The sequence below is a fragment of the Enterococcus sp. DIV0574 genome (genome assembly GCF_051711125.1).
Taxonomy (GTDB): Bacteria; Bacillota; Bacilli; order Lactobacillales; family Enterococcaceae; genus Enterococcus_D; species Enterococcus_D gallinarum.
This window is the reverse complement of record NZ_JBIOMA010000001.1, coordinates 2,377,674-2,398,530: the sequence shown is the minus strand read 5'-3', so window position 1 is coordinate 2,398,530 and position 20,857 is coordinate 2,377,674. Positions and strand designations below refer to the sequence as shown.

Here is a 20,857-nt window from a genome sequence, read left to right as displayed (position 1 = left end):
ATTCCGTTCTGTCAGCATGGCAACTGAAAAATGGAGGATCGAAGATGCGAACAGATACATTGACCTATACTTATCAGATGCGTACAACGCCGGAACGATTCTATCAAGTAATGATCGCGCAACAAGCGGCATTCTTTCGCTCAAAAGGAGCAGAAGAACCTTTCGGCGAGAACAGTCAAATTGATTTGATGATTCGCACAAAATCAGCGGCCACGCTGGTGCCAGCGGTGATGAAAGTCAAAAAAATCGCGCAAGATGAGATTGCTTTGATAACAGCCTATGAACAAGGAAAAATCTGTCAAAGGTATCGCTTTGTTCCTAGTGGAGCAGAAAAGATTGAGGTTACGTATTCGGAACAGAATTCTTTTGATCGTTCCCGCAATACGTATAGTTTCATGCTGGCAGCATTATTCTATAAGTTCTTTTTTAACAAAGGGGTCAAAAAACGCATGCAGTATTTGGAAACTGCATGCCAGAAACATAATGAAATAGACGAGAATAAAGTTGAAATTAGAGGAAAAAAATGATTGAGATAATAACCGATACGATTTTTCATTTATACAATGAAAAGATTAGTTATGTGATGCATGTTTTACCAAATCGACAATTAGGTCATCTTTACTTTGGTCCATCTTTGGGGCATTTGAGTGCCAATGACATGGACTATTTAACCAAAAAAGAAAATAAATCTGCCGGCACAGTCAAATTTTTTGAAAATGATGGCCTGTTTACGTTAGCAGATCGCTTTCAAGAGTTGCCAACCTATGGTTCTTCTGACTTTCGAGAAGGAGCCGTTACTATTTTTGCAGAAGACGTGCCTTTGTATGTGGATTTTAAAGTCGCAGAAGTCGAAACTTTCGCAGGAAAGGAACGAGAGCTGGCCAAACCGGCGAGTTTTGCCGAAAAAACAGAAAGCCAAAGCCTGCGAATAATGTTGATCGATGAGCAGCGGCAATTGAAAATGGAAATCACCTACACTATTTTTGCTGGTTTAGGCACGATTGCGCGCAATCAGCGGATCACCAATCTTGGCGCTGAGAAAAAACAACTTTCTTCGTTGATGAGCGGGGTACTGGAATTAAGAAATCAGCAATTTGAATTTGTTCACCTTTCTGGTGCTTGGCTAAAGGAACGCCAAATCAAAGCCACACCATTGACGCAAGGAACCATTCGAGTGGGGTCTTTAAAAGGGGCCTCTGGGCATCAGCACAATCCCTTCGTGGCACTGAAGGCTGCCAATGCCACCAATGATCAGGGACGTGTCTATGGAGCAAATCTGATTTATTCAGGGAATTTTCTCGCGCAAGTCGAGATGGATGAGTGGGACAATGTCCGCTTGATGCTGGGGATTCATCCCGAACAGTTTTCTTGGACATTGCAGCAAGATGCAGTCTTTGAAGCCCCAGAATGTATTTTGACATTTACCGATGAAGGGTTGAATGGGTTAGGGCAAGAGTCTGCTGCGTTTATTGAAAAGCACGTGATTGCCCCTTATTGGCAAAAACGGCCGCGGCCGATTGTCTTCAATAATTGGGAAGCAACTTATTTTGATTTTGACCAAGAGAAATTAGTAGCATTAGCAGCAGAAAGTCAGGCATTAGGAATGGAATGCTTCGTCTTAGATGATGGCTGGTTTGGTAAAAGAGACAACGATCGCAGTTCTTTAGGGGATTGGGTGCCAGATCCAGCGAAATTTCCTAATGGCATCGGTCATTTTGCAAAACAAATCCACGATCTAGGGTTGCAGTTAGGCGTTTGGTTTGAACCGGAAATGGTCTCTCCTGACAGCCAGCTTTATCAAAAACATCCCGATTGGGTGGTCCGACATCCTTATGAACGCATCTCTGTGGGACGCGGCCAGTATGTCTTAGATTTTGCCAATCCGGCAGTCGTGGAGGCGATCTTTGCTGCTATCAAAAAAGTCATCGTCGAAACGGATCTTGATTATATCAAGTGGGACATGAATCGGAATATCACAGAAGCTTATTCACCTTATTTAGCAGATGAAGGGATTCCCCAAACAGAATTCTTTCATCGCTATATTTTAGGGGTCTATGCCCTTTATCAGAAAATATTAACAGAATTTCCGGAGATTTTGATCGAAGGCTGTGCTGGCGGCGGCGGTCGTTATGATTTAGGGATCTTGTTTTACAGTCCTCAGATTTGGCCGAGTGACGACAGCGATGCCGTGGAACGACTACAAATTCAAACCGGCACATTACTTGGCTATCCGATGTCTTCATTCAGCAATCATGTCTCCGCTTGTCCCAATCATCAAGTGGGGCGCAATACGTCACTGGCATTTCGGCAATCGGTGGCTATGTTTGGCCCATTAGGCTACGAGTTGGATCTTTTCAGTTTATCAGCAGCTGAAAAACAAGCAATCAAAGAACAAATCATTTTCTATAAAGCTCATCGACAACTTCTGACTTATGGCGCCTTCTATCGGATGAACGATTTGAGCCAAAAAAATGAAGTTGTATGGGGAGTCTCTCATCAAGAGGAAGCACTGATTGCCTATTTTCGGATTCTTGCTGAAGCAAATCCTGCAGCGGAAGCTTTTATACCGGTACCGTTCATTGATCCGGATCGAAGCTATCTGCTGGAGAATGAGCAGTTGTCTGGCAAGGTTCTGAAGCAAATTGGACTGCGCAAACCGTACTTATTCAATGCTGTCAATCACCAAACGGCGCAAGTAACAGGAGATTTCCAGTCATTTGTTTATCAAATCAAAGCAATCAAAAAGGAGTAAAAAGATGACGAATTATTTCTTTGATCAGCGATTCCTGCATGGTGGGGACTATAATCCCGATCAGTGGCTTGATTATCCGGAAATCCTAAAGAAGGATTTGGCGTATATGCAAAAAGCCCACGTCAATACGGTCACACTTGGGGTGTTTGCTTGGAGCGTTTTGGAGCCAACAGAAGGGGTCTATCAGTTTGACTGGCTTGATGAACAGTTTGATGCGATCCATGCTATGGGGGGCAATGTCATTTTGGCTACCCCCAGCGGTGGTCGTCCCCAGTGGTTGAGTCAGAAATATCCGGAAGTCAATCGCACCAATGCGTATGGACAAAAACATACCCATGGCTTTCGCCATAATCATTGCTATTCTTCACCAATCTATCGCGAAAAAGTGCGGCAGATCAACACAAAATTAGCTGAACGCTATGGCGACCATCCGGCACTAGCCATGTGGCACATTTCCAATGAGTATTCAGGGGAATGTTTTTGCGAATACTGCCAAGAAAAATGGCGTGACTGGTTAAAGAAAAAGTACAAAAACCTAGAAGCATTGAATCATGCGTGGTGGATGAGTTTCTGGGGCAATCGCTATTCCGATTGGGAACAAGTCTTGCCACCATCACCTTTAGGAGAACATAAAGTTCATGGGATGGATCTGGATTGGAAACGATTCGTCACTGATCAGACCATTGATTTTTATTTGAATGAGATTGTCCCTATTCGGGAACGAACCCCTGATATCCCGGTAACGACGAATTTTATGGCGGAAGGTCATGCCACACAGGATTTCATTCCTCTGGAAGGAATCGACTATGGCAAGTTTTCTCAGTATGTGGATGTGGTTAGTTGGGATAGTTATCCCGATTGGAACAATCGCTTTGAAGCAATCGCTAAAACCGCTATGAAGTCTGCCTATGTCCATGATCAGTATTGGTCTTTGAAGAAACAACCCTTTTTAGTTATGGAATGTACCCCAAGTTATGTCAATTGGCACCAATACAACAAATCGAAGCGCCCCGGGGTCCATATTTTAAGTAGTATGCAGCAGTTAGCTCATGGGTCAGATAGTACCTTGTATTTCCAGTGGCGCCAATCTCGTGGCAATTCGGAGAAATTTCATGGCGCCGTTGTCAGTCATGATGATTCCACAAACAATCGAGTGTTTAAAGAAGTTGCTGAATATGGCGCTCGTCTCGAAAAAATCAGTGAAATCAAAGGAACCACTCGCAAGAAAGAAGTGGCGATTCTCTTTGACTGGGAAAGCAATTGGGCGTTGAAGCGCGGGGGAGGATTCGGCCGTCCTACGAGACGTTATCCCCAAACGTTGCAAGAGCATTATCAGGTTTTCTGGGAACAAGACATTCCGGTTGATATTCTGACTCCTGAGCAGGATTTTTCTGATTATCAATTAGTCATTGCGCCAATGCTATATATGATGACAGAAAAAACGATGCTAAAATTAACGAGCTATGTTGAAAAGGGTGGAATACTAGTATCCAGCTATTTCACAGGAATGGTCAATGAAACAGATTTGCTTTATATTGGCGGATTGCCTCAACCATTAAAGGCGCTCTTTGGCATTGAGGTATTAGAGCTTGAAACACTTTTAGAAGACGAACACAATCAGATTGATTTTCAAGATCAGCGATTTGTCACCAAAGACTATTCAGCAATCATTGACGTGTTGGATGCAGAAGTTTTAAGCCATTATCAGACAGATTTCTATCAAGGCACGCCTGCGGTTACGAAGAAGCCATTCGGTGCAGGGGCTTCGTATTATTTGGCTGCCCGAACGAACAGTGATTTCTTAGCTGCTTTTTATCAAAAGTTGATTGAAAAGTTGGGATTGAGAAGAACAGCGATTGCTGAAGCACTTCCTGAGGTGTCGATTCAAACGCGAGTTGGGACGCAACGAGACTATTCATTTATTATGAATTTTTCAGAGGAAGAACAGCATCTAGTATTGAAGCAGCCAGTAACCGATCTGGAAACCAATGGACATCTAGTGGGAGCAATCACGTTGGCACCCTATGAAGTCAGGATCGTATATCACCCCTCTGAAGTACACTAAGAAAAAAGGACCATTGGTTACGCCAATCAGCGCAACGAATGGTCCTTCATAAATGTAGGCAATGCTTCACTGATCTGTGTCGGCAAGACAACATAATTCGTGGCAGCTAAATGTTCGCCAATCAAACTGTGGAGATAAACCGCTGCGTGGATCGTTTCTTCGGTTCGATCAAATTGTGCCAAAAAACTGGTAATGATCCCGGCTAAGGTATCCCCGGTGCCGCCAGTGGCCATAGCTGGCGTTCCTAATGGGTTTTCGACGATTTCTGTGCCATAAATCTGGGTGCGATGGCTTTTTAAGACCACGATACTGGCTAATTTTTTTTGGAAGGCTGCGTTTTTCTCCGGTGTTTGCTCACTGATCTCAATGCCGCTTAATCGTTGCCACTCCATTTGATGAGGGGTAAATACGACGTGACTGGGGTAAGGAAAAGTCAATGGGTATTTCGCAGCTAAATTGATCGCTGACCCATCAACAACTAGCCATTGATGGCTTTTTTGTGCAGCGACGACTGTTTGCAACAGATTGAAACTGGTTTTGCCTTCACCCATGCCTGGGCCAATCAATAGGACATCCGCAGATTCAGTGACCGTGCTGATAAGCTCAGTCTGGTCCCAAGAGACGAACATCGCTTCTGGCAGTCGCGCATGTAGCGCCGTACGATTGACAGGATCGGAGATCACCGTGGTTAGTCCAGTTCCGCCATAAACACTGGCTTGTGCCGCCATCAAGATTGCGCCTCCGTACTGTTGGTTACCGCCAATCACTACGGCACGGCCAAAGGTTCCTTTGTGACTTTCGACGGGGCGTTTGCGAATCACTGCTGCTAAAATAGTTTGCTCCAGTTGCTTCATACAATGACTCCTTTTCTGCTTCTTTCACTGGGCTCATTTTCTAGAATAAACCTATTGCTTTTATTATACTCGTTTTATGAAAGATATCGTCTGAAAATACACAATTTTTTTTCCTTTTTTCAGCTAAGAGTGTTATCATAAAAGGCGAGAAAAGAATTGGAGGGAATCGTATGACAATCGATTGGAAAAAAGAAGTCGAAGCGCGTAAAGACGATTTGCTAAATGACTTGATTGATCTTTTGAAAGTAAAAAGTGAACGAGAAGATGACAAGGTAACGGCAGATGCTCCGTTTGGACCTGGACCTCGTGATGCCTTGCTGCACATGTTGGCTTATGGGGAACGTGATGGTTTCGCTGTGAAAAATGTCGATAACTATGCTGGACATATCGAATTTGGTGAAGGAGACGAAACATTAGGGATCTTCGGCCACATGGATGTTGTCCCTGCTGGTGACGGTTGGGCGACAGATCCCTACGATCCTGTGATCAAAGACAATAAAATTTATGCTCGCGGATCTTCCGATGATAAAGGTCCTTCAATGGCTGCTTATTACGGAATGAAGATCATTAAAGAGTTAGGGTTGCCATTATCTAAAAAAATCCGCTTTGTCGTAGGATCTGATGAAGAAAGCGGCTGGGGTGATATGGATTATTATTTCGAGCATGAAGAAAAACCTGATTTTGGTTTCTCTCCCGATGCGGAATTCCCAATCATCAATGGCGAAAAAGGGAATGTAACATTAGGGCTTCATTTCCAAGGAAATAACGAAGGTGCTTATCAACTGCAACAATTCACTGCTGGTTTGCGGGAAAACATGGTACCAGGAACTGCGGTTGCAAAATTGACTGCCCCATCTACAGAAGCTGCATTAGAAATGGAAAAAGCTTTTTTTGATTATGTCGAAGGTCAACCAGTGACTGGCACCATCGAAACAGAAAATGAAGAAGTTACCATTGAACTAGTCGGTAAAGGCGCCCATGGTGCAAGTCCTCAGTCTGGGATCAATGCGGGAACTTTCTTGGCAGTCTTTTTAGACAACTTTGCCTTTGGCGGCGGCGCAAGACAATTTATCCATACGGCGGCAGCTTATGTCCATGAAGATTTTTATGGTGAAAAATTAGGCGTGGCGCATGAAGATGAAAAAATGGGTAAACTAACCATGAATGCTGGTTTGTTTGCTTTTAAAGCTAATCAATCAGGTGTTCAAGCAGACAACTTTATTGCCTTGAATTTCCGCTACCCTCAAGGGGTAACTGCAGAAGGTCTGGAAATCGGCATTGAAAAAACCGTTGGCATGGAAGGCGCAACAGTGACTCGGAACGAGCGCAACATGGAGCCTCACTATGTGCCAATTGATGATCCATTGGTGAAAACATTGCTTGAAGTTTATGAAGAACATACTGGTCAAAAAGGCTATGAACAAATCATTGGCGGTGGCACTTATGGCCGTTTATTAAAACGTGGTGTCGCATATGGGGCAATGTTCCCAGGCTACACAGATACGATGCACCAAGCAAACGAATTTATGAGCTTGGATGATCTATTCAACGCGGCAGTGATTTATGCAGATGCCATCTACCGTTTGGCACGTTAGATCAATAATTTAATCGTTTTTCCTCTTTTTCATTCATCGATAAAAGTTGATAATTCAATAAAGTTGATTTTGAAAAGATGATTGAAAAAGTTGAATATAGAAATAGCGGTGTGATTTTGGTGTGATATTTTTCGAAATATCACCAAAAATCACACCGCTATTTTTAGTATCCATAATTACTACTATTCAGCTGTTTTGATACTATATTGATAACTTCGGTAGCAGTCTCATTTTGAATATGTGTATAGTACTCGGTCATAGTTTTATTTTTATGACCTAAATAAGCTGCAGCGTGTTCTTTAGGAACACCAGCTATTGCGGCTTGAGTTGCGAAAAAGTGTCTCAACATGTGCGGAGAAATTTTTATATTACAGCTTTTTGAAACTTTATCAAATAATCGGTTTAATTGACTAGGAACAAATGGATTGCAAGTTGTAGGATTGAGCAAGAGAAAATCATCTTGGTGTAAAATTTGTCCGTAATCTTTTTTTATTTCTTTCGCTTCATGAATGATACATTCAACTGCTTCTGTACCTTTTTTGTCTAAAACAATGTATCTGTGGCTACTTGATGTTTTAAGCCCACCTTTACCGTATTTTTGCGTTCGCTGTGTGCGACTATCCGCAATGTGTAGCGTTGCTAATTCTGGATGGTCACTGTATCGGATCGAAGATAATCGAAGACCACACACTTCACCTCGACGTAGGCCAAACACACAAAGATAAACCATGGAAAACTCGTATTTTGTCAATATTTTCTCTGCCATTTCCATCCATTGTTGATACTCTTGGAGAGATATACGTTTATTTTTCTCAGGAAGAGTGCCACTACCAATAATTACACGTTGTAATCTATTACGTTCGAGAACACCATTGTAAACAGCATCATTCAGTAAGGCCATGAACATAACATGGATTGATTGAACAGATCGTCGTCTCAATTTTTCAAGTTTTTGATTGATAAAAATTTCGTAACTATCTCGTTTTATTTTGTTTAATGGCATATTACCGAATGTAGGTTCAATATGATTTTTAAAAAGGGAATCGTTACTGTATCTTGATTCAACGGACCAGACATGAGTTCTAGTTTTGCGATTTGCATATTCTTTATAGTATTCTGTAACAGTTAATTTTTGAGATCGAATATAATCTATTTCTGATTTATCAATACTCTCTTCAATTTCTCTTAATCTGGCTTTAGCATGTGCAACAGTTTTAAAGCCAGATTCATCAATAATATCTTCTTTACCAGCTATACGTATTTTTTTTCGTATACGGTAACGAGTGCCAGCTTTTATCTCATAAATAAGAATGTTTGGGTATTTTGTTTTTTTATATTTAGCCATTTTATTCTCCTTTTGCTCCCGGACAGAATGCTCTAGAGAATTTTCGACCATCACCTCCTTTAAATTATAAATATCTTTCCATTTCAAGTGGAAGACCATAGTAATTAAGGATATCTCGTTTTGTTGGATCATAGAGTTCGGTTTGATGCAAACCATTAATCAATAAATGAGTTGCACCACAATTAGCTTGTGCTTCTATTTTTGAAGTGGATGAGAAGCTATCCGCAGACATATGTGCAGTATTCTCATTTTGATGAAAAATAGCATGGAACAATTCGTGAGCACAGACAAAAAGAGATTTAGAATAAGATAGTTCGGCATTCAAATGTATGAACTTACTGCGATGATTTTTGGTATAAAATCCATATACTTCCTCACCAAAATAGCCATAGAGAATAAAAATCCCTCTTTTTTTTGCTATTTTAAAAGGATCGTTTGTCCCATGCTGTAGTTTTAATTTATTGATTGCAGCAGGCACATCGGATAAAAGCATACGAAAATCCTCCCCTAATTGTTACTTTACTTATCACGATATTTTTTAGGAGTATACTTTTTCTTCGCGAGTGCCTTCCCTATTCGCAAAGATTCTTCAATGGAAGAAAGAATTGCAGCTCGAGCTTCGGGAGAGAGTTCTTCAGTATCTTTTGAGAAAGCAATTGCATCGGAATTTTTCATATCTTCGATAATCAGTTCTAATTCTTTTTGGATATCTCTTTCATCTTTTTCAGTGAGATCGTAGTAACGGCGCTTCTCAGTTCTTCCCAATAAGTAATCAGTACTAACGTCAAAAAAATCTGCAACTTTTTGAATTTTGTCTATACCAGGATTTTTTTTATTCCAATTTCTGATACTACCTTGACTTAAATCTAATCTTCGTTCCAACTCCGCTCGAGACATTTTTTTTTCGGCAATTAACCTATCAACGCGTTCTAAAAGCATTTACATCAAGCCTTTCAGCCCACAAATAAATAAAATGGTCTATTTTCCATTATAGTGTTGACAAATGCAATATAGTCCACTATACTATATTTTGTAAGCGAGATATTTACGACACACAAAACCTGTGAGCAATAACTAAATAGTCTCCCCGGATATCAGTAAAGCTCACATTTTGTGTGCTGCATTTTGTATGCTTACATTATGAACTATATTCCATTTATTGTCAACTGAATGGAAAATAAAAATGTAATTAATTCTATTTTGGAGGTGATGGACATGACATTAAAGCAACAAGTAAAAATTGCGCTTATTCAAAAGAAATGGAGCCAACGAGAATTGGCTCGTCAAATGGGTATCTCAATGGCTTATCTTCAAGACATCTTGGCAGAAAACCGAACACCTACTAAACGATTGAAACAAATCGAGGAATTACTAGATATTGATTTAGGAGTGGTTGACCATGAACCTGTTTGCAACTGACTTCGTTAATTCATTCAAAGAAATGTTGAAGTCTGTACTGACGAAAGCTATTCATGAAATTTTAGATGAAATTAACGACGAAGAAAAATTTCTTCTAAATAGAAAAGAGATTTCAGCTGCTATCGGTTGCGACCCAGATACTTTTGACAAATCGTTTCGTTACCTTGATGGATTTCCTTATCACATAAAAGGAAACACTGAATGTTGGAATAAAAAAGAAGTATTTGAATATTTACACAAGCATAAATTAATTAGATGAGACTCCCGGACAGAGTGTTATCGATAAAGAAGTATTGAAGGGCGTTATTCATTTTGAATCATGATCTTTTAATCATTAAGTTAATCGAGGAGAAGGTAAATGAGTTGCATTCTTTATTACATGATAAGAAAAGCGTATTAAGTGATAGACAGCTTGAAATTGCTAGAAGAGAGCTTAATCAGTATCAAGAGCTACTTTATCAAAACCGATTGAATCAGCAAATGGAAATGAGGTGAGGAGAATGAAAAAAATGGAACTCGAAGTAAATGCCGTAGTAGAAACATTTGAGCAAGCCAAAGAACTCCTAGCCGACCTAGAAGTTCTATGTGAAAAATATGATATTACCTTTGGCATCAATAAGAATAACTACTTGGTTACTTTAGCAGGTTTATCAACAGACGAAACTGTATCAAAAACAGTCTTGTAATAGCGTTTAACATGTTCAATGTCGATTTGTGAGTGGCTTGCTTTGACATCAATACGTCTATTTAAGTGTTCAATATACGCTTTGGTCAGTTCCAGAGAAATCTCCTTATCAGTCATACTCATATTTTTCACCTCCCTATAAGATATTTCAGTCTGTCACCCTGATAAGGAAATTATACGACAAAATAGTTATGAATTTTGGAAATAGTTATTTTCTAAAACCTCATATCCATCGGGCAAAACACTTATGAAGAGGCAATAAAATCTACCATTCGGCAAATAACCAACTTCACTATCGATAAGTTTTTTTGCAGTTAAGAACAATAAAGCGTTCTCAATTTATTCGCGAGAATAGGAAGTTAAATATGGATGCTGGAAGAAAGTGTCAGCTTTTGGATGATCTCTAGGAGCAAAAGATTCAGCAACCGCAAGAACATCATAAGCAATTACAGGAATTTGTTTCATAGAATCACCTCCCCATTAATTATAATAAGTTAATTTGGGGACGTAAATATTAAAAACTAATAGATGGAGGATAGTAAATGTTAAAAGAAAAATTAGATTTTATCAAAACGGTATTCCCGAATGTTGAAAAGATAATCCCGTTTGCGACAGAAGATAACTTAGAAAAGTTATTTGAACAAGCGCAACAAAAAGTAGACTACGAGTTGACGGAGGCGCAGTTTGAATGAAAATAATATCGTGTTTATTCGGAATAGGAACGATTATTGTTTTGCTTCAAACGAGAAGAGAGTTTATCAGACAAATAAAAAGGACACCAAGATCTAGGTATCCAAAAAATCATCAATGAGTAATTCTCGTTCTTTTATTTGATTATCAATAATGGTTTTCAATTGATAATAAGAACGGGTATCAATGGGATTGAGAGCAGATAGACGGGTTTTCTTATTGAATAAAAAAATACAGTATTCAAAATGATTTACTGAATGGATTAGTCCAGCGATATGTTTATCGTTTTCAAACCAGTAGCTGTCGAATGGAAAAATGGGAAGATTATTTGTTTTTTCTTTAAAAGCAATTTCGAGAATTCTATTTGGATGTTGTGATAAATCATTCCAATTATAGGATCGATGTAAAGAGTTATTTACTAGTTTATCAATGAGTTGTTTAGTTTTTGGTTGTGGATTCAAGAGATTTTCCCTTCTTTCAAAAGTTTTGCTTCTAGTTTCCTTAATAGTTCTTGGAATTGGAGAACGGAATTAAGATCATTTTTATTTAGTTGGATGTTTTCTAATTTCTTAATAGTTCTTTTGGTGGAAAAAGTAAAAAAAGTGTAATTGTATTTTAGTTTTGCTAAGTAATCATGGAGTTGAAGTTTTATTGCTTGTTCATTATAGATATCTGAATTAAGTAAATTAATAAATCCAGCGGCTTCTCCAGACCATTGTTCGTAATCTTTTCTAAATTCGATTCTTTCGATGGTTCTATTTACTTCTTTTTTCAAAAATAAAGCCAATAAAAAAGTAGCAATTCCAATGAAAGGATCAATTAGATTGACTAGGTTATAGACAATTTGAAATGAATTGTGAAAGGAATCTAGCATAACCTCAATACCTCCAAATAAATTTGTATGGATTATTTTGTCACTATTATAGCAAAAAAGACCGCCTAAGCGATCATTTTTTGTCGGTGCGGCCCACGAGGTAGTCGATAGAAACACCTAGGATATTTGCTATAGAAATTAGTTGATCAATGCTAGGCTCATACTTTCCAGATTCCCATATTCGTATTGTCCGTGGTGATACCCCTAATAATTCAGCGAGGGCTTTTTGTTGAATATTTTTAGATATTCTTAATTCTTTGATTCTTAAATTAGCCATGTTTAAATATTCCTCCTGTTGACAGGAAAGAAACTTACCTCTATAATAAAACTCGAAGAGGAAAGAAACTTACCTCTTTAATAAAGAAAGTGGGATGTGATTTGTTATTAGAAAGCTATCGTAAACAAAAAAAGCTAACTCAATCTGAGGTAGCAGAAAGACTTGGTGTAACAGCTAGATATTATCGTGGGATTGAATTAGGAACTTCTTTCCCAAGACAAAAAGTGCTAAACGCACTAGAAGACTTGTTCGAGCGACCTCAGCGTGTACTTTTGGCGAAGAACGCTGAGGAAGTTCCGAACTACATGAAAAACTATTTGTAAATAGTATACCACGGAGGAATAGACATGGAAATGAAAACGTTAGAAGAGTACAAAAAAGAAAATGAACGATTAAGACTTGAAATCCAATTATTAAAACGTCCGATGGAAAAGGTAACTCAGAATACGCTGTTTAAAGACATTGCTTTGGATGATGCTGATATTTTACGTATTAATCAAACACACGACACAACAAAGAAACTCGAATCATGGGAAGGATTACCTTTTTCAAGAATCTATACGCTTCATCCAAGAGCACATGGATTAGTGAAAAATGAATCTCCACATTATAACGTTTCAACGACTAATTTACATGATGCATTACGAAAACTCGCTTTAGGAGTTACAGGAGCGACAAAAAATACAGATTTAGATGTAACAGAGTACAGGCTTGTTAGAGAAACTTATCAAGCGTTGAAAGATTTATTCTTACAAAAGTATGATGAGAGATTAAAGCAGTTAGATAGAGAAAAATCAATGGAGGAGTAACCATGAAAAAAATCTACTGGGTCCGGCGGACCGCATTTATCTTAACGATTTTTGCGTTAGGCGCACTAATCACAGGACAAGTACCAATGTGGGTTAGAATCGGCTATCCAACAGCTGTCATGTGGTTGATGATGATTTATGATGAGGCATTATTTGAACTGAGAGAACAAAAAGAGCCTACACCGTTTTCCGCCAGTGTAAGCTCAAAAAAATGAAAAAGGTAAAAAAATTATAGCACAGCTAGGAGGAAAAAATCAAAATGGCTGAAAATATTAATGTTCCTTTGAGCGGGATCAGCGATGGAGAATATTCACGAATTTTTGAATAGTGAATTAGATGAATTGCTTAAAGAAGAGGTAGTAACCATTATTGCATAAGAACTATTAAGGAAAACAAAAAAGTGCTCACACCAGTTTCCGCTAGTGTGAGCCAAACAAAACTATAACAAAAAATCTATACAAAGGAAGTATAACAAAATGAACGAAAAAATTCAAAGATTAATTGAGGAACTAGCAGAAGAATGTCACAAAGAAAATGTTGGATTGTCCTTAGCCGTGCTTGATGATGAAGGAGAAATGGCATTAGCGCAAGCAGGTCCAGAATCACTTGTGTCAATCGCTACTCTTGAACAATATAACCATGTAAAAGAAGAATTAACCGAATTGGATTGCGACTGTCCGAAACACCGCATGTTGAAAGAATTATACGGCATCGAAACGGAAAATACTCCGAAACAAACGCATACATTCGTGACAGACAACCCAAACGATGTGCTTGATATTATTTCACGTGCTTTGCGAGGTGAATTTAAATGATGGATTACATCGCAACGAATTACGATACCTTAATGCAAGACGAAACCAGTCACGTGTTCCCGAACATCTTATCTGATGATATTCAAGAGGTAGAAGACCCATCTGCACACTGGAATGAAGACGATAACGGTACAACAGTTTACGAATCGGATTGGCTGTTTATCGGCTATCGAATGAATAAATGTGGCACACGCAATAAATTCGTTTTACACCATGAGAATTTCTTGGATATGATCAATGATTTCGGTGCAGATTCTATCACAATGCCAGAGCTACGGATTGTTAGCGGAAAAGACTGGCTCAAGCAAAGACAGGAGGAACTTTTTAATGAGTTATGATTTAGAAATGAGTTTTCAACAACAATCAGTTACAAACCAACAAGGACAAAGCGGATTAATGACTACTGCAATTAGCCGAGAAGTGGAAGAGGTAAAAGGTCAGATTTTCATGGCAAAGCAATTTCCAAGAAATCCATTTGATGCAGAACGGCGAATTTTAGATGCATGCAAACGACAGTCTTTAGCCAAAACAGCAGTTTATAACTATCCGCGAGGTGGTCAAATGGTCAGTGGTCCATCGATTCGATTGGCAGAAGTAATCGCTCAAAATTGGGGAAATTTATCCTTTGGTATTAAAGAACTACAACAATTGCCCGGGGAATCAATTGCCATGGCTTATGCATGGGACCTTGAAACGAATACACGGCAAGAGAAAGTATTCACAGTAAAACATGAACGCCACACAAAAAAAGGAGTTACTTTCTTAAAGGATCCAAGAGATATTTATGAGTTAGTGGCTAACAATGGTGCACGGCGTGTGCGGGCGTGTATTTTGGGGGTTATTCCGGGAGATATTATTGAAGCCGCAGTTGAAGAATGCAACAAAACGATGGCTGGGGCGAATGACAAACCGTTAAAAGAGCGACTGGATCAAATGTTCAAATTGTTTAAAGAAAAACTTGACGTTACTCAAGAAATGATTGAAGCCAGATTTGGTTATAAAGCAACTGCTTTTACCGAAAAAAATGGTGTGGATTTAGCAAATATCTATAACTCAATCAAAGATGGTATGAGTAAAGTAGAGGATTGGTTTGAGATTCCGACTGCTGAAAAGAAAGAATCATCGAAATTAGAGCAAGAATTTTCTAAAACAAAGAAAGACCCGTTGAAAGAAGCAAAGGCGGTAGGTACCGATGGACCTAAACAAGAAGAACTATTATAGCAATGAAGCTGACTGGCAATATATGTCAGTCAGCCAGTTTAAATCATTTCAAGAATGTGAAGCGGCTACTTTGGCAAAATTAAAAGAAGAGTGGTCACCAGAGAGCGATCCTACGGCTTTGTTAGTTGGAAACTATGTCCATTCTTATTTTGAATCTTCTGAGGCACACCAAGAATTTTTAAAGGAGAATGCAAGTGCAATCTATAAAAAGAATGGTTCTGAGCGTGCAGAATTTGTTCAAGCAATCAATATGATTGAAGCGTTAGAATATGATGATTTTTTCCGCTTTGTTTATCAAGGGGAGAAGGAATTGATTTTAACCGGTACGCTATTTAATACGCAATGGAAAGCCAGAATAGATTGTTTCAATCTAGAGAAAGGCTATCTTGTTGATTTAAAAACGACTCGAAGTCTCGATCAAAGGTACTGGTCAAAGAAATATGGTGGATATGTTTCATTTGTTGAACATTATGGTTACATTTTACAAATGGCTGTTTATAAACACTTACTCGAACAAAACTATAACAGGAAAATCACCCCCTATATCTTTGCAGTAACGAAAGAATCCCCTCCTGATATTGCGGGTATCAGCATCTACCCAGGACGGTTTGATTTTGAACTTCGATTATTGGAACAGGAACTTCCCCATATCTTACGAGTAAAAAACGGAGAAGAAGCACCAAAAATGTGTGGGAAATGTGAATACTGTCGTCAACATAAGGCATTAACAGGTTTTGTAGAAGTCGGCGATTTATTGGGATAAGGTGGTGATTTAAATGACCGGCGGATGGATAAAGATTTACCGTCAATTACTTGAAAAGCCAATATGGCAAGAATCTACACCAGAACAAAAAGTCATATTGATTACACTTCTTTCTATGGCGAATCATGAGAAAAAAGAATGGGAATGGCAAGGTAAACCTTACAAGGCTATTCCTGGTCAATTTATTACGTCACTAGAAAAGATTAAAAGCAAATGTGGTAAAGGAATCTCTGTACAGAATGTAAGAACTGCTCTAAAACGATTTGAAAAATATGAATTTCTAACAAGCGAATCAACAAACAAAAATAGGCTTATAACCATTGTCAATTGGGAGATTTATCAATCTAGGGAATCTGACTCAACAAAGGAATTAACAAGCAATCAACAAGCAACTAACAAGCAGCTAACAACTAACAAGAATGATAAAGAAATAAAGAATGATAAGAATATAAAGAATAAAACATTATCGTCGCAAACACGCAAAGCGCGCGTTTACGACCATGCCTCGAATTATTATCAACTCGCAGAACGGCTATTCAAACAGATTTGTCAGAATCAGGAAATCAAGGAACCGAACCTCCAACGTTGGGCGGATGACATTCGGAAAATGATCGAGATCGACAAGCGGACCGAAGACCAAGTAAGCCGGATGATTGATTGGAGTCAGAAAAATAATTTTTGGTCAGCAAATATCTTATCTGCCCGCAAGTTACGTGAAAAATACGACACCATGGCGGTACAAGCCAACAGGGAGTACAAACAAGCGGGAACAAGTTATAGCGCCTTATCCTACAAGCCAGTGCGCACAGAGCCTATTCCAGAATGGCTAGATGATCCAGAAGGATACAATGCCCGGAAAGAAGCGGAAATCATGGAACGATTACGAAAAGAAGCGGGGGACGATCCATTTGGAAATTGATCAATTAAACCGAATCACTGTAATTAAGCAAATCTACACTGCATTAGACCCTAGTCACAAGAACTTGATGGAAAATGTTAAGCGAATCCTTGATAGTGATCAGCCAGAAGAGGTCCGCTTTCGAATCTTCATGGTGATGTATCGCCATACTCGAATTAGCTTGGGCAAAGTATCAAAGATGCACTATGGCGAATTTCTCACTGCCGGAACTACTGAATCTATGTGGCAAGAAGCCAAGTTGCTATATCGAGGACTGATGGCAAGAAAGGAGAAGACCGGATGAAGCAAGCAAAGAAAACTCAATCGTCTCGATCCACCTATCAAAAACGGTTTTTACGTCAAAAAATCAGTGAATTGACCTACTTAGAAGGTTGGGACAATGATCCAGAGATTGTGGAGAAAGTCCAACGGCTGAGCAAAGCACTAGAACGAGTGGGAACGCAAGAAAAACAGTTGTCTAGTGATCGAGCGATCTGCACGATGGAGGAACTGAGTGTAAATAGTTATATACAGCTAAAAAAACAGGGCTATCTAGACCGTGAGATCAAGTATATTTTCAATATCACCGCATATGCTTTAGCTCGATGGAAGAAATCGCTCGGATTAACGAAAGGCGTCGTTCGCGATTTGTTAGAGGTGATGTAGATGGGCCTGAGACAATACAGAGTTGATTATGTGAATTGGAAAGGTCGCCATGCGGTGATGTATCTGCACGGCTACAGCTACTCAGAAATTGAACAACAAGCAATGGTTGCACAGGGTGTGTTCAAAATAATGAAGATTACTGTGAGTCAGTAGTTGAATTTAATAGTTCAATATATTGTAGGCGAAAATTAGTTCCCACAATATATTGTGTATAACTTTGTGGATATGTGCAAAACTAAAATTTGGAGGAATAAACATGGATGAGTTAATAAAATCAGTTGAGCAATGGGCTAGGAATAAAGGATTGGATGAAGCGAAATCTAGTAAACAGTATGCCTATATTGAAGAATTTCCCCATCATGTAATTACCAGTTTTGGGGAAGTTGTTGTTTTGAGTTATGTAAATCAAAGAGGGCATTATCGAAAAGCAAGAGTTTTGCAACAGCGTTTAAGTGCAGATGGGTATCCTACTGTAAAGTTAACCTATTTTGGAAAAAAGAAAACAGTAAAGGTTCATAGATTAGTCGCTGAAGCATTCATTCCCAATATTGATAATAAGGAGACTGTTAATCATATTGATGGGAACAAGAGGAATAACCATGTATCTAATCTTGAATGGGCTGATAGATCAGAGCAACTCTATCATGCGTATGGTTTAGGATTAAAAAAATATACGGAAATGATAAAAGTATGTCTAAAAATCAGGAATGCAAAGCCTGTTAAGTGTTTTGAAAAAGAAACTGGAATAACTAGATATTTTCTTAGTGCAAGAGATTGCTCCGAATACTATGGCTATTCAAGTAGATGGTGTGATAAAAACATTTCTGAAATGAATGGAGATACACGAAATTATATTTTTGAGTATGTGTCGCTTGAAGAAGTTAAAGAAAATACTGATAAAGTTACAATTTCAACACTGATTGATTTAATCAAATTATGGGCTGTAGACAAAAATTTGCATAATGCCTCTTCGGAAAAACAGATGCTTAAAGTTGTCGAGGAAGTAGCTGAAATTGCAGCTGGTATGGCTCGTGACAATATGGAAGCAGTAAAAGATGGTATAGGCGACACAATCGTTACCCTAATCATCTTAGCAATGCAACAAGACTTAAATATTCAAGAGTGTTTGAATTGCGCTTATGACGAAATCAAGGGGCGCACTGGACAGATGGTCAACGGAGTGTTTGTTAAATCAAGTGACCTGAAATAATTCTAAAAGCGGAAAAGAAAGGTAATTAAAAAAGGGGGATTATTATGGATAAATTATTTATACCAGTTGAAATAACAAATATGGAAGAATTAAAAAAACTGATCAATCGGGCCGGATACCAAATTGATCAGTTAAAAGATACTTTAGAAAAAATCGAAAAATTTAAAGCCCAAGCTGTTTTTTTGTCCAAAGACCAGCAGCTTTAGACTTCATAGAGTTCCAAGAATCAAAACTTGAATTTTCTTTTATGAAAGAATCTAATTCATTTTCGTCAATTGATTCCATGTTAGAAAAATCAAAACCTGACTTTTCAACAAATTCATCAATGTTAGAAAAGTTAGTATAAGACTGCATAAAACCATCATGAAATAATTCGTTAAAAGGAACAGAATGACTACCATTAACAGAATCTGCTTTCTTTTCTAAATTTTTTAGGTTTCTTTGCAGTTCTTTTAAACCTTTAATTTTAACTCCCATGTATATGTCTCCTTTCATTATAGATTTGAATAATACATTGGCAGACGCATTATTCAGTAAAAATATAGCACAATATACAGAGTTGCGTTTTACACTAACACTACATGTTGTGTCAATTTATTTACAAATGTTACGAACGTGAGTTCTTTTGGAGGTATGGAAATGTGGTGTAAAGTTGAACAAATATTAATTGAAAAAGATATATCACAATATGAACTAGCAAAGAGAATGGGCGTTTCAACTGGGACTATCACTGAATTGAAAAAAGGAAGAATAAAGAAACCTAGTTTTGAGCTGATAAAAAAAATCGCTGATGCTTTAGAAGTCAGTATGGATAGGTTTAGATAGGTTTCCATCAGTGGAAGAAATATACAAATAATAAAGGCGGTTTAACAATGACTGATAAAAAGATAAAGCAAATAGTGATTTACGTTGAAATCGAGGATGACTGTGTAGAAGTAGCAGGTTTCAAGATTCCAAAAGAGCTAGATGAAGAAAATGTTGAGTATATATTGGGTAGCGTACTCGCAAACATAATTGATGATTAAGTCAGCTATACGACAAAAAATAACTAAGCGGGGGTATAGAAATGCTTAACGAAGAAAATATTATGGGTATTATCCAATCACACAAAGACGAGATTAACGAAATTTCTAATGAATTAATTAAAGCAAAAGTGCTGGGGGTGAATATCCCAAAGCTTACTAAGATAGCTGAAAACAGATTGGCGTATTTGCACGACAACAAATATCGTTATGAAATGCAGGCGAAAGCTTGGGGATTGCTTGGATCAACTGATAAACAGGTGTCTAGTGAGTATGATGTGTGAGTCAGCTAACCGAAGAAGTAATAGAAAGCGAGGAATGAATGTGGGTGGGAAATTAATCATCCAAGGTAAAGCTTGGGGAGAATTCGAAAATGCTAAGCGATCAAAAGGAAATATCGAAATCAGTGGATACAGGTCATATGGAGGCACACACACTGTGCGAATGGTAGATCAACCGCAACTCAACGAGAATCAGCAAAAGTGGATTAATAGATTGACAATTAATTACGCTTGGTATGGCGAAACGGCGCAACATGCATTGCATGCAACTTTACAAGAACCTGAAATGCCTGATTTACCACAGAATGGATTTGCCCAAGTCTTAGAAGTATTTTCTAAATGGGTGCAGGAACAGGAGGAAGAATGATGATTCTTAGACCAGTAGTAATTCGAGAGAAGAAAGAAGAGCATGCTTTTAGTGAAATAACGAGTGTGCGGTATTGCGTTAGTTGCGAATACACAGACACAGAAATAAAAGGCAAATTTCATCAGTGGATATCCGAATATGCTGCTAACGAGTATGGAGAAAGATCCAACCTATACGCAGTAGTAGAAATGAACGATGGAACAATAGCGCTATATGAGCATGACTTGATAAGATTTATCGATTAATTCC

General features: G+C 38.4%; 34 protein-coding genes and 1 pseudogene. 26 read left to right on the top strand and 9 right to left on the bottom strand.

Annotated elements, in window-relative coordinates; genetic code table 11:
• Positions 1-44: 44 nt before the first annotated feature.
• From IGJ45_RS11615 to IGJ45_RS11605, 3 genes are read left to right on the top strand one after another with little or no spacing between them, the layout of a single operon-like run.
• Positions 45-527 carry a hypothetical protein gene (locus IGJ45_RS11615; protein WP_176333008.1) on the top strand — a complete coding sequence of 161 codons (483 nt, stop codon included), beginning with the start codon at positions 45-47 and terminating at the stop codon, positions 525-527.
• On the top strand, positions 524-2,752 hold the full coding sequence (locus tag IGJ45_RS11610) for an alpha-galactosidase (protein ID WP_349703600.1): 2,229 nt from the start codon (positions 524-526) through the stop codon (positions 2,750-2,752). Before IGJ45_RS11615 ends, IGJ45_RS11610 begins: the two co-directional genes overlap by 4 nt.
• A 4-nt stretch (positions 2,753-2,756) precedes the next feature.
• Positions 2,757-4,817 carry a beta-galactosidase gene (locus IGJ45_RS11605; RefSeq protein ID WP_409531508.1) on the top strand — a complete coding sequence of 687 codons (2,061 nt, stop codon included), beginning with the start codon at positions 2,757-2,759 and terminating at the stop codon, positions 4,815-4,817.
• Positions 4,818-4,843: 26 nt separating this feature from the next.
• Here IGJ45_RS11605 and IGJ45_RS11600 read toward each other — a convergent pair whose 3' ends face one another.
• Complete coding sequence (locus IGJ45_RS11600; RefSeq protein WP_156247954.1) at positions 4,844-5,671, bottom strand: NAD(P)H-hydrate dehydratase; 828 nt, start codon at positions 5,669-5,671, stop codon at positions 4,844-4,846.
• A 170-nt stretch (positions 5,672-5,841) separates the two neighbouring features.
• Here IGJ45_RS11600 and pepV point away from each other — a divergent pair, with 170 nt between their 5' ends.
• Positions 5,842-7,266 carry a dipeptidase PepV gene (gene pepV, locus IGJ45_RS11595; RefSeq protein ID WP_113849430.1) on the top strand — a complete coding sequence of 475 codons (1,425 nt, stop codon included), beginning with the start codon at positions 5,842-5,844 and terminating at the stop codon, positions 7,264-7,266.
• A gap of 163 nt (positions 7,267-7,429) precedes the next feature.
• Here pepV and IGJ45_RS11590 read toward each other — a convergent pair whose 3' ends face one another.
• From IGJ45_RS11590 to IGJ45_RS11580, 3 genes are all read right to left on the bottom strand, one after another.
• On the bottom strand, positions 7,430-8,611 hold the full coding sequence (locus IGJ45_RS11590) for a tyrosine-type recombinase/integrase (RefSeq protein ID WP_113850292.1): 1,182 nt from the start codon (positions 8,609-8,611) through the stop codon (positions 7,430-7,432).
• Positions 8,612-8,675: 64 nt separating this feature from the next.
• Complete coding sequence (locus IGJ45_RS11585; protein ID WP_171918066.1) at positions 8,676-9,104, bottom strand: ImmA/IrrE family metallo-endopeptidase; 429 nt, start codon at positions 9,102-9,104, stop codon at positions 8,676-8,678.
• Positions 9,105-9,130: 26 nt separating this feature from the next.
• Positions 9,131-9,550: a helix-turn-helix domain-containing protein gene (locus tag IGJ45_RS11580; protein ID WP_171918065.1), complete on the bottom strand. Its 420-nt coding sequence runs from the start codon at positions 9,548-9,550 to the stop codon at positions 9,131-9,133.
• 276 nt (positions 9,551-9,826) lie between these two features.
• Here IGJ45_RS11580 and IGJ45_RS11575 point away from each other — a divergent pair, with 276 nt between their 5' ends.
• The 3 genes from IGJ45_RS11575 to IGJ45_RS11565 all read left to right on the top strand — a co-directional run bounded on the left by IGJ45_RS11575 (position 9,827) and on the right by IGJ45_RS11565 (position 10,716).
• On the top strand, positions 9,827-10,030 hold the full coding sequence (locus IGJ45_RS11575) for a helix-turn-helix domain-containing protein (RefSeq protein WP_171918064.1): 204 nt from the start codon (positions 9,827-9,829) through the stop codon (positions 10,028-10,030).
• Entirely contained in the window at positions 10,011-10,289 is a 279-nt protein-coding gene (locus IGJ45_RS11570) for a hypothetical protein (RefSeq protein ID WP_113849434.1), read from the top strand. Before IGJ45_RS11575 ends, IGJ45_RS11570 begins: the two co-directional genes overlap by 20 nt.
• Before the next feature lie 250 nt (positions 10,290-10,539).
• A complete protein-coding gene (locus tag IGJ45_RS11565; RefSeq protein ID WP_154731711.1) occupies positions 10,540-10,716 on the top strand; it encodes a hypothetical protein in 177 nt (58 codons plus the stop codon).
• A 338-nt stretch (positions 10,717-11,054) separates the two neighbouring features.
• On the opposite strand, the gene IGJ45_RS11560 is transcribed toward IGJ45_RS11565, so the two are convergent.
• Positions 11,055-11,180 (bottom strand): hypothetical protein, encoded by a 126-nt coding sequence (locus tag IGJ45_RS11560; RefSeq protein WP_301540573.1) that lies wholly within the window; start codon positions 11,178-11,180, stop codon positions 11,055-11,057.
• A 77-nt stretch (positions 11,181-11,257) separates the two neighbouring features.
• Between IGJ45_RS11560 and IGJ45_RS11555 the strand changes: the two genes are divergently transcribed.
• Complete coding sequence (locus tag IGJ45_RS11555) at positions 11,258-11,407, top strand: hypothetical protein (RefSeq protein ID WP_171918063.1); 150 nt, start codon at positions 11,258-11,260, stop codon at positions 11,405-11,407.
• 93 nt (positions 11,408-11,500) lie between these two features.
• Here IGJ45_RS11555 and IGJ45_RS11550 read toward each other — a convergent pair whose 3' ends face one another.
• From IGJ45_RS11550 to IGJ45_RS11540, 3 genes are all read right to left on the bottom strand, one after another.
• Entirely contained in the window at positions 11,501-11,866 is a 366-nt protein-coding gene (locus IGJ45_RS11550) for a hypothetical protein (RefSeq protein ID WP_154731713.1), read from the bottom strand.
• Positions 11,863-12,279: a hypothetical protein gene (locus IGJ45_RS11545; protein ID WP_154731714.1), complete on the bottom strand. Its 417-nt coding sequence runs from the start codon at positions 12,277-12,279 to the stop codon at positions 11,863-11,865. Before IGJ45_RS11545 ends, IGJ45_RS11550 begins: the two co-directional genes overlap by 4 nt.
• A 73-nt stretch (positions 12,280-12,352) precedes the next feature.
• On the bottom strand, positions 12,353-12,556 hold the full coding sequence (locus tag IGJ45_RS11540; protein WP_171918062.1) for a helix-turn-helix domain-containing protein: 204 nt from the start codon (positions 12,554-12,556) through the stop codon (positions 12,353-12,355).
• Between the two features lie 89 nt (positions 12,557-12,645).
• Between IGJ45_RS11540 and IGJ45_RS11535 the strand changes: the two genes are divergently transcribed.
• The 13 genes and pseudogenes from IGJ45_RS11535 to IGJ45_RS11475 all read left to right on the top strand — a co-directional run bounded on the left by IGJ45_RS11535 (position 12,646) and on the right by IGJ45_RS11475 (position 19,144).
• Entirely contained in the window at positions 12,646-12,879 is a 234-nt protein-coding gene (locus tag IGJ45_RS11535) for a helix-turn-helix domain-containing protein (RefSeq protein ID WP_311828307.1), read from the top strand.
• 24 nt (positions 12,880-12,903) lie between these two features.
• Positions 12,904-13,365 carry a hypothetical protein gene (locus IGJ45_RS11530; protein ID WP_171918060.1) on the top strand — a complete coding sequence of 154 codons (462 nt, stop codon included), beginning with the start codon at positions 12,904-12,906 and terminating at the stop codon, positions 13,363-13,365.
• Positions 13,366-13,367: 2 nt separating this feature from the next.
• Complete coding sequence (locus IGJ45_RS11525) at positions 13,368-13,580, top strand: hypothetical protein (protein ID WP_171918059.1); 213 nt, start codon at positions 13,368-13,370, stop codon at positions 13,578-13,580.
• A 261-nt stretch (positions 13,581-13,841) separates the two neighbouring features.
• Positions 13,842-14,180, top strand: coding sequence for a hypothetical protein (locus IGJ45_RS11520; protein ID WP_171918058.1), 339 nt, complete (start codon positions 13,842-13,844; stop codon positions 14,178-14,180).
• Entirely contained in the window at positions 14,177-14,518 is a 342-nt protein-coding gene (locus IGJ45_RS11515) for a hypothetical protein (RefSeq protein ID WP_171918320.1), read from the top strand. The genes IGJ45_RS11520 and IGJ45_RS11515 overlap by 4 nt, the downstream gene beginning before the upstream one ends.
• On the top strand, positions 14,508-15,401 hold the full coding sequence (locus IGJ45_RS11510; RefSeq protein ID WP_311828308.1) for a hypothetical protein: 894 nt from the start codon (positions 14,508-14,510) through the stop codon (positions 15,399-15,401). Before IGJ45_RS11515 ends, IGJ45_RS11510 begins: the two co-directional genes overlap by 11 nt.
• Positions 15,373-16,164 carry a PD-(D/E)XK nuclease-like domain-containing protein gene (locus IGJ45_RS11505; protein WP_311828309.1) on the top strand — a complete coding sequence of 264 codons (792 nt, stop codon included), beginning with the start codon at positions 15,373-15,375 and terminating at the stop codon, positions 16,162-16,164. The genes IGJ45_RS11510 and IGJ45_RS11505 overlap by 29 nt, the downstream gene beginning before the upstream one ends.
• A 13-nt stretch (positions 16,165-16,177) precedes the next feature.
• A complete protein-coding gene (locus tag IGJ45_RS11500) occupies positions 16,178-17,083 on the top strand; it encodes a DNA replication protein DnaD (RefSeq protein WP_311828310.1) in 906 nt (301 codons plus the stop codon).
• Positions 17,073-17,366, top strand: a complete 294-nt coding sequence (locus tag IGJ45_RS11495; RefSeq protein ID WP_225585851.1) for a hypothetical protein — start codon at positions 17,073-17,075, stop codon at positions 17,364-17,366. Before IGJ45_RS11500 ends, IGJ45_RS11495 begins: the two co-directional genes overlap by 11 nt.
• Positions 17,363-17,728, top strand: a complete 366-nt coding sequence (locus tag IGJ45_RS11490; RefSeq protein WP_123836338.1) for a hypothetical protein — start codon at positions 17,363-17,365, stop codon at positions 17,726-17,728. The genes IGJ45_RS11495 and IGJ45_RS11490 overlap by 4 nt, the downstream gene beginning before the upstream one ends.
• A gap of 256 nt (positions 17,729-17,984) precedes the next feature.
• Positions 17,985-18,353: pseudogene (locus IGJ45_RS11485) on the top strand (HNH endonuclease); the annotation flags it as partial.
• A gap of 282 nt (positions 18,354-18,635) precedes the next feature.
• On the top strand, positions 18,636-18,938 hold the full coding sequence (locus tag IGJ45_RS11480; RefSeq protein WP_252704484.1) for a MazG-like family protein: 303 nt from the start codon (positions 18,636-18,638) through the stop codon (positions 18,936-18,938).
• A 44-nt stretch (positions 18,939-18,982) separates the two neighbouring features.
• Entirely contained in the window at positions 18,983-19,144 is a 162-nt protein-coding gene (locus tag IGJ45_RS11475; RefSeq protein ID WP_185079740.1) for a hypothetical protein, read from the top strand.
• Here IGJ45_RS11475 and IGJ45_RS11470 read toward each other — a convergent pair.
• Positions 19,101-19,415: a hypothetical protein gene (locus IGJ45_RS11470; RefSeq protein WP_123836407.1), complete on the bottom strand. Its 315-nt coding sequence runs from the start codon at positions 19,413-19,415 to the stop codon at positions 19,101-19,103. The genes IGJ45_RS11475 and IGJ45_RS11470 overlap by 44 nt on opposite strands.
• Before the next feature lie 162 nt (positions 19,416-19,577).
• Between IGJ45_RS11470 and IGJ45_RS11465 the strand changes: the two genes are divergently transcribed.
• The 5 genes from IGJ45_RS11465 (at position 19,578) to IGJ45_RS11445 (ending at position 20,853) form a co-directional block, all read left to right on the top strand.
• Entirely contained in the window at positions 19,578-19,763 is a 186-nt protein-coding gene (locus IGJ45_RS11465) for a helix-turn-helix domain-containing protein (RefSeq protein WP_123836406.1), read from the top strand.
• A 47-nt stretch (positions 19,764-19,810) separates the two neighbouring features.
• Positions 19,811-19,963: a hypothetical protein gene (locus tag IGJ45_RS11460; RefSeq protein WP_156424254.1), complete on the top strand. Its 153-nt coding sequence runs from the start codon at positions 19,811-19,813 to the stop codon at positions 19,961-19,963.
• Positions 19,964-20,004: 41 nt separating this feature from the next.
• A complete protein-coding gene (locus IGJ45_RS11455) occupies positions 20,005-20,244 on the top strand; it encodes a hypothetical protein (protein ID WP_060815513.1) in 240 nt (79 codons plus the stop codon).
• Positions 20,245-20,398: 154 nt separating this feature from the next.
• A complete protein-coding gene (locus IGJ45_RS11450) occupies positions 20,399-20,608 on the top strand; it encodes a hypothetical protein (protein WP_260281649.1) in 210 nt (69 codons plus the stop codon).
• Positions 20,608-20,853: a hypothetical protein gene (locus tag IGJ45_RS11445; protein ID WP_171918296.1), complete on the top strand. Its 246-nt coding sequence runs from the start codon at positions 20,608-20,610 to the stop codon at positions 20,851-20,853. Before IGJ45_RS11450 ends, IGJ45_RS11445 begins: the two co-directional genes overlap by 1 nt.
• The last annotated feature ends 4 nt before the right edge of the window (positions 20,854-20,857 follow it).

Excerpts from the sequence above, each read along its gene's own strand:
- IGJ45_RS11530 (WP_171918060.1), top strand. The coding sequence starts at position 12,904 with ATGGAAATGAAAACGTTAGAAGAGTACAAAAAAGAAAATGAACGATTA.
- IGJ45_RS11520 (WP_171918058.1), top strand. The coding sequence starts at position 13,842 with ATGAACGAAAAAATTCAAAGATTAATTGAGGAACTAGCAGAAGAATGT.
- IGJ45_RS11570 (WP_113849434.1), top strand. The coding sequence starts at position 10,011 with ATGAACCTGTTTGCAACTGACTTCGTTAATTCATTCAAAGAAATGTTG.
- IGJ45_RS11500 (WP_311828310.1), top strand. The coding sequence starts at position 16,178 with ATGACCGGCGGATGGATAAAGATTTACCGTCAATTACTTGAAAAGCCA.
- IGJ45_RS11615 (WP_176333008.1), top strand. The coding sequence starts at position 45 with ATGCGAACAGATACATTGACCTATACTTATCAGATGCGTACAACGCCG.
- IGJ45_RS11510 (WP_311828308.1), top strand. The coding sequence starts at position 14,508 with ATGAGTTATGATTTAGAAATGAGTTTTCAACAACAATCAGTTACAAAC.
- IGJ45_RS11560 (WP_301540573.1), bottom strand. The coding sequence starts at position 11,180 with ATGAAACAAATTCCTGTAATTGCTTATGATGTTCTTGCGGTTGCTGAA.
- pepV (WP_113849430.1), top strand. The coding sequence starts at position 5,842 with ATGACAATCGATTGGAAAAAAGAAGTCGAAGCGCGTAAAGACGATTTG.
- IGJ45_RS11515 (WP_171918320.1), top strand. The coding sequence starts at position 14,177 with ATGATGGATTACATCGCAACGAATTACGATACCTTAATGCAAGACGAA.
- IGJ45_RS11545 (WP_154731714.1), bottom strand. The coding sequence starts at position 12,279 with ATGCTAGATTCCTTTCACAATTCATTTCAAATTGTCTATAACCTAGTC.
- IGJ45_RS11580 (WP_171918065.1), bottom strand. The coding sequence starts at position 9,550 with ATGCTTTTAGAACGCGTTGATAGGTTAATTGCCGAAAAAAAAATGTCT.
- IGJ45_RS11470 (WP_123836407.1), bottom strand. The coding sequence starts at position 19,415 with ATGGGAGTTAAAATTAAAGGTTTAAAAGAACTGCAAAGAAACCTAAAA.
- IGJ45_RS11460 (WP_156424254.1), top strand. The coding sequence starts at position 19,811 with ATGACTGATAAAAAGATAAAGCAAATAGTGATTTACGTTGAAATCGAG.
- IGJ45_RS11600 (WP_156247954.1), bottom strand. The coding sequence starts at position 5,671 with ATGAAGCAACTGGAGCAAACTATTTTAGCAGCAGTGATTCGCAAACGC.
- IGJ45_RS11555 (WP_171918063.1), top strand. The coding sequence starts at position 11,258 with ATGTTAAAAGAAAAATTAGATTTTATCAAAACGGTATTCCCGAATGTT.
- IGJ45_RS11605 (WP_409531508.1), top strand. The coding sequence starts at position 2,757 with ATGACGAATTATTTCTTTGATCAGCGATTCCTGCATGGTGGGGACTAT.
- IGJ45_RS11525 (WP_171918059.1), top strand. The coding sequence starts at position 13,368 with ATGAAAAAAATCTACTGGGTCCGGCGGACCGCATTTATCTTAACGATT.
- IGJ45_RS11475 (WP_185079740.1), top strand. The coding sequence starts at position 18,983 with ATGGATAAATTATTTATACCAGTTGAAATAACAAATATGGAAGAATTA.
- IGJ45_RS11445 (WP_171918296.1), top strand. The coding sequence starts at position 20,608 with ATGATTCTTAGACCAGTAGTAATTCGAGAGAAGAAAGAAGAGCATGCT.
- IGJ45_RS11465 (WP_123836406.1), top strand. The coding sequence starts at position 19,578 with ATGTGGTGTAAAGTTGAACAAATATTAATTGAAAAAGATATATCACAA.
- IGJ45_RS11540 (WP_171918062.1), bottom strand. The coding sequence starts at position 12,556 with ATGGCTAATTTAAGAATCAAAGAATTAAGAATATCTAAAAATATTCAA.
- IGJ45_RS11490 (WP_123836338.1), top strand. The coding sequence starts at position 17,363 with ATGAAGCAAGCAAAGAAAACTCAATCGTCTCGATCCACCTATCAAAAA.
- IGJ45_RS11505 (WP_311828309.1), top strand. The coding sequence starts at position 15,373 with ATGGACCTAAACAAGAAGAACTATTATAGCAATGAAGCTGACTGGCAA.
- IGJ45_RS11575 (WP_171918064.1), top strand. The coding sequence starts at position 9,827 with ATGACATTAAAGCAACAAGTAAAAATTGCGCTTATTCAAAAGAAATGG.
- IGJ45_RS11455 (WP_060815513.1), top strand. The coding sequence starts at position 20,005 with ATGCTTAACGAAGAAAATATTATGGGTATTATCCAATCACACAAAGAC.
- IGJ45_RS11585 (WP_171918066.1), bottom strand. The coding sequence starts at position 9,104 with ATGCTTTTATCCGATGTGCCTGCTGCAATCAATAAATTAAAACTACAG.
- IGJ45_RS11565 (WP_154731711.1), top strand. The coding sequence starts at position 10,540 with ATGGAACTCGAAGTAAATGCCGTAGTAGAAACATTTGAGCAAGCCAAA.
- IGJ45_RS11590 (WP_113850292.1), bottom strand. The coding sequence starts at position 8,611 with ATGGCTAAATATAAAAAAACAAAATACCCAAACATTCTTATTTATGAG.
- IGJ45_RS11610 (WP_349703600.1), top strand. The coding sequence starts at position 524 with ATGATTGAGATAATAACCGATACGATTTTTCATTTATACAATGAAAAG.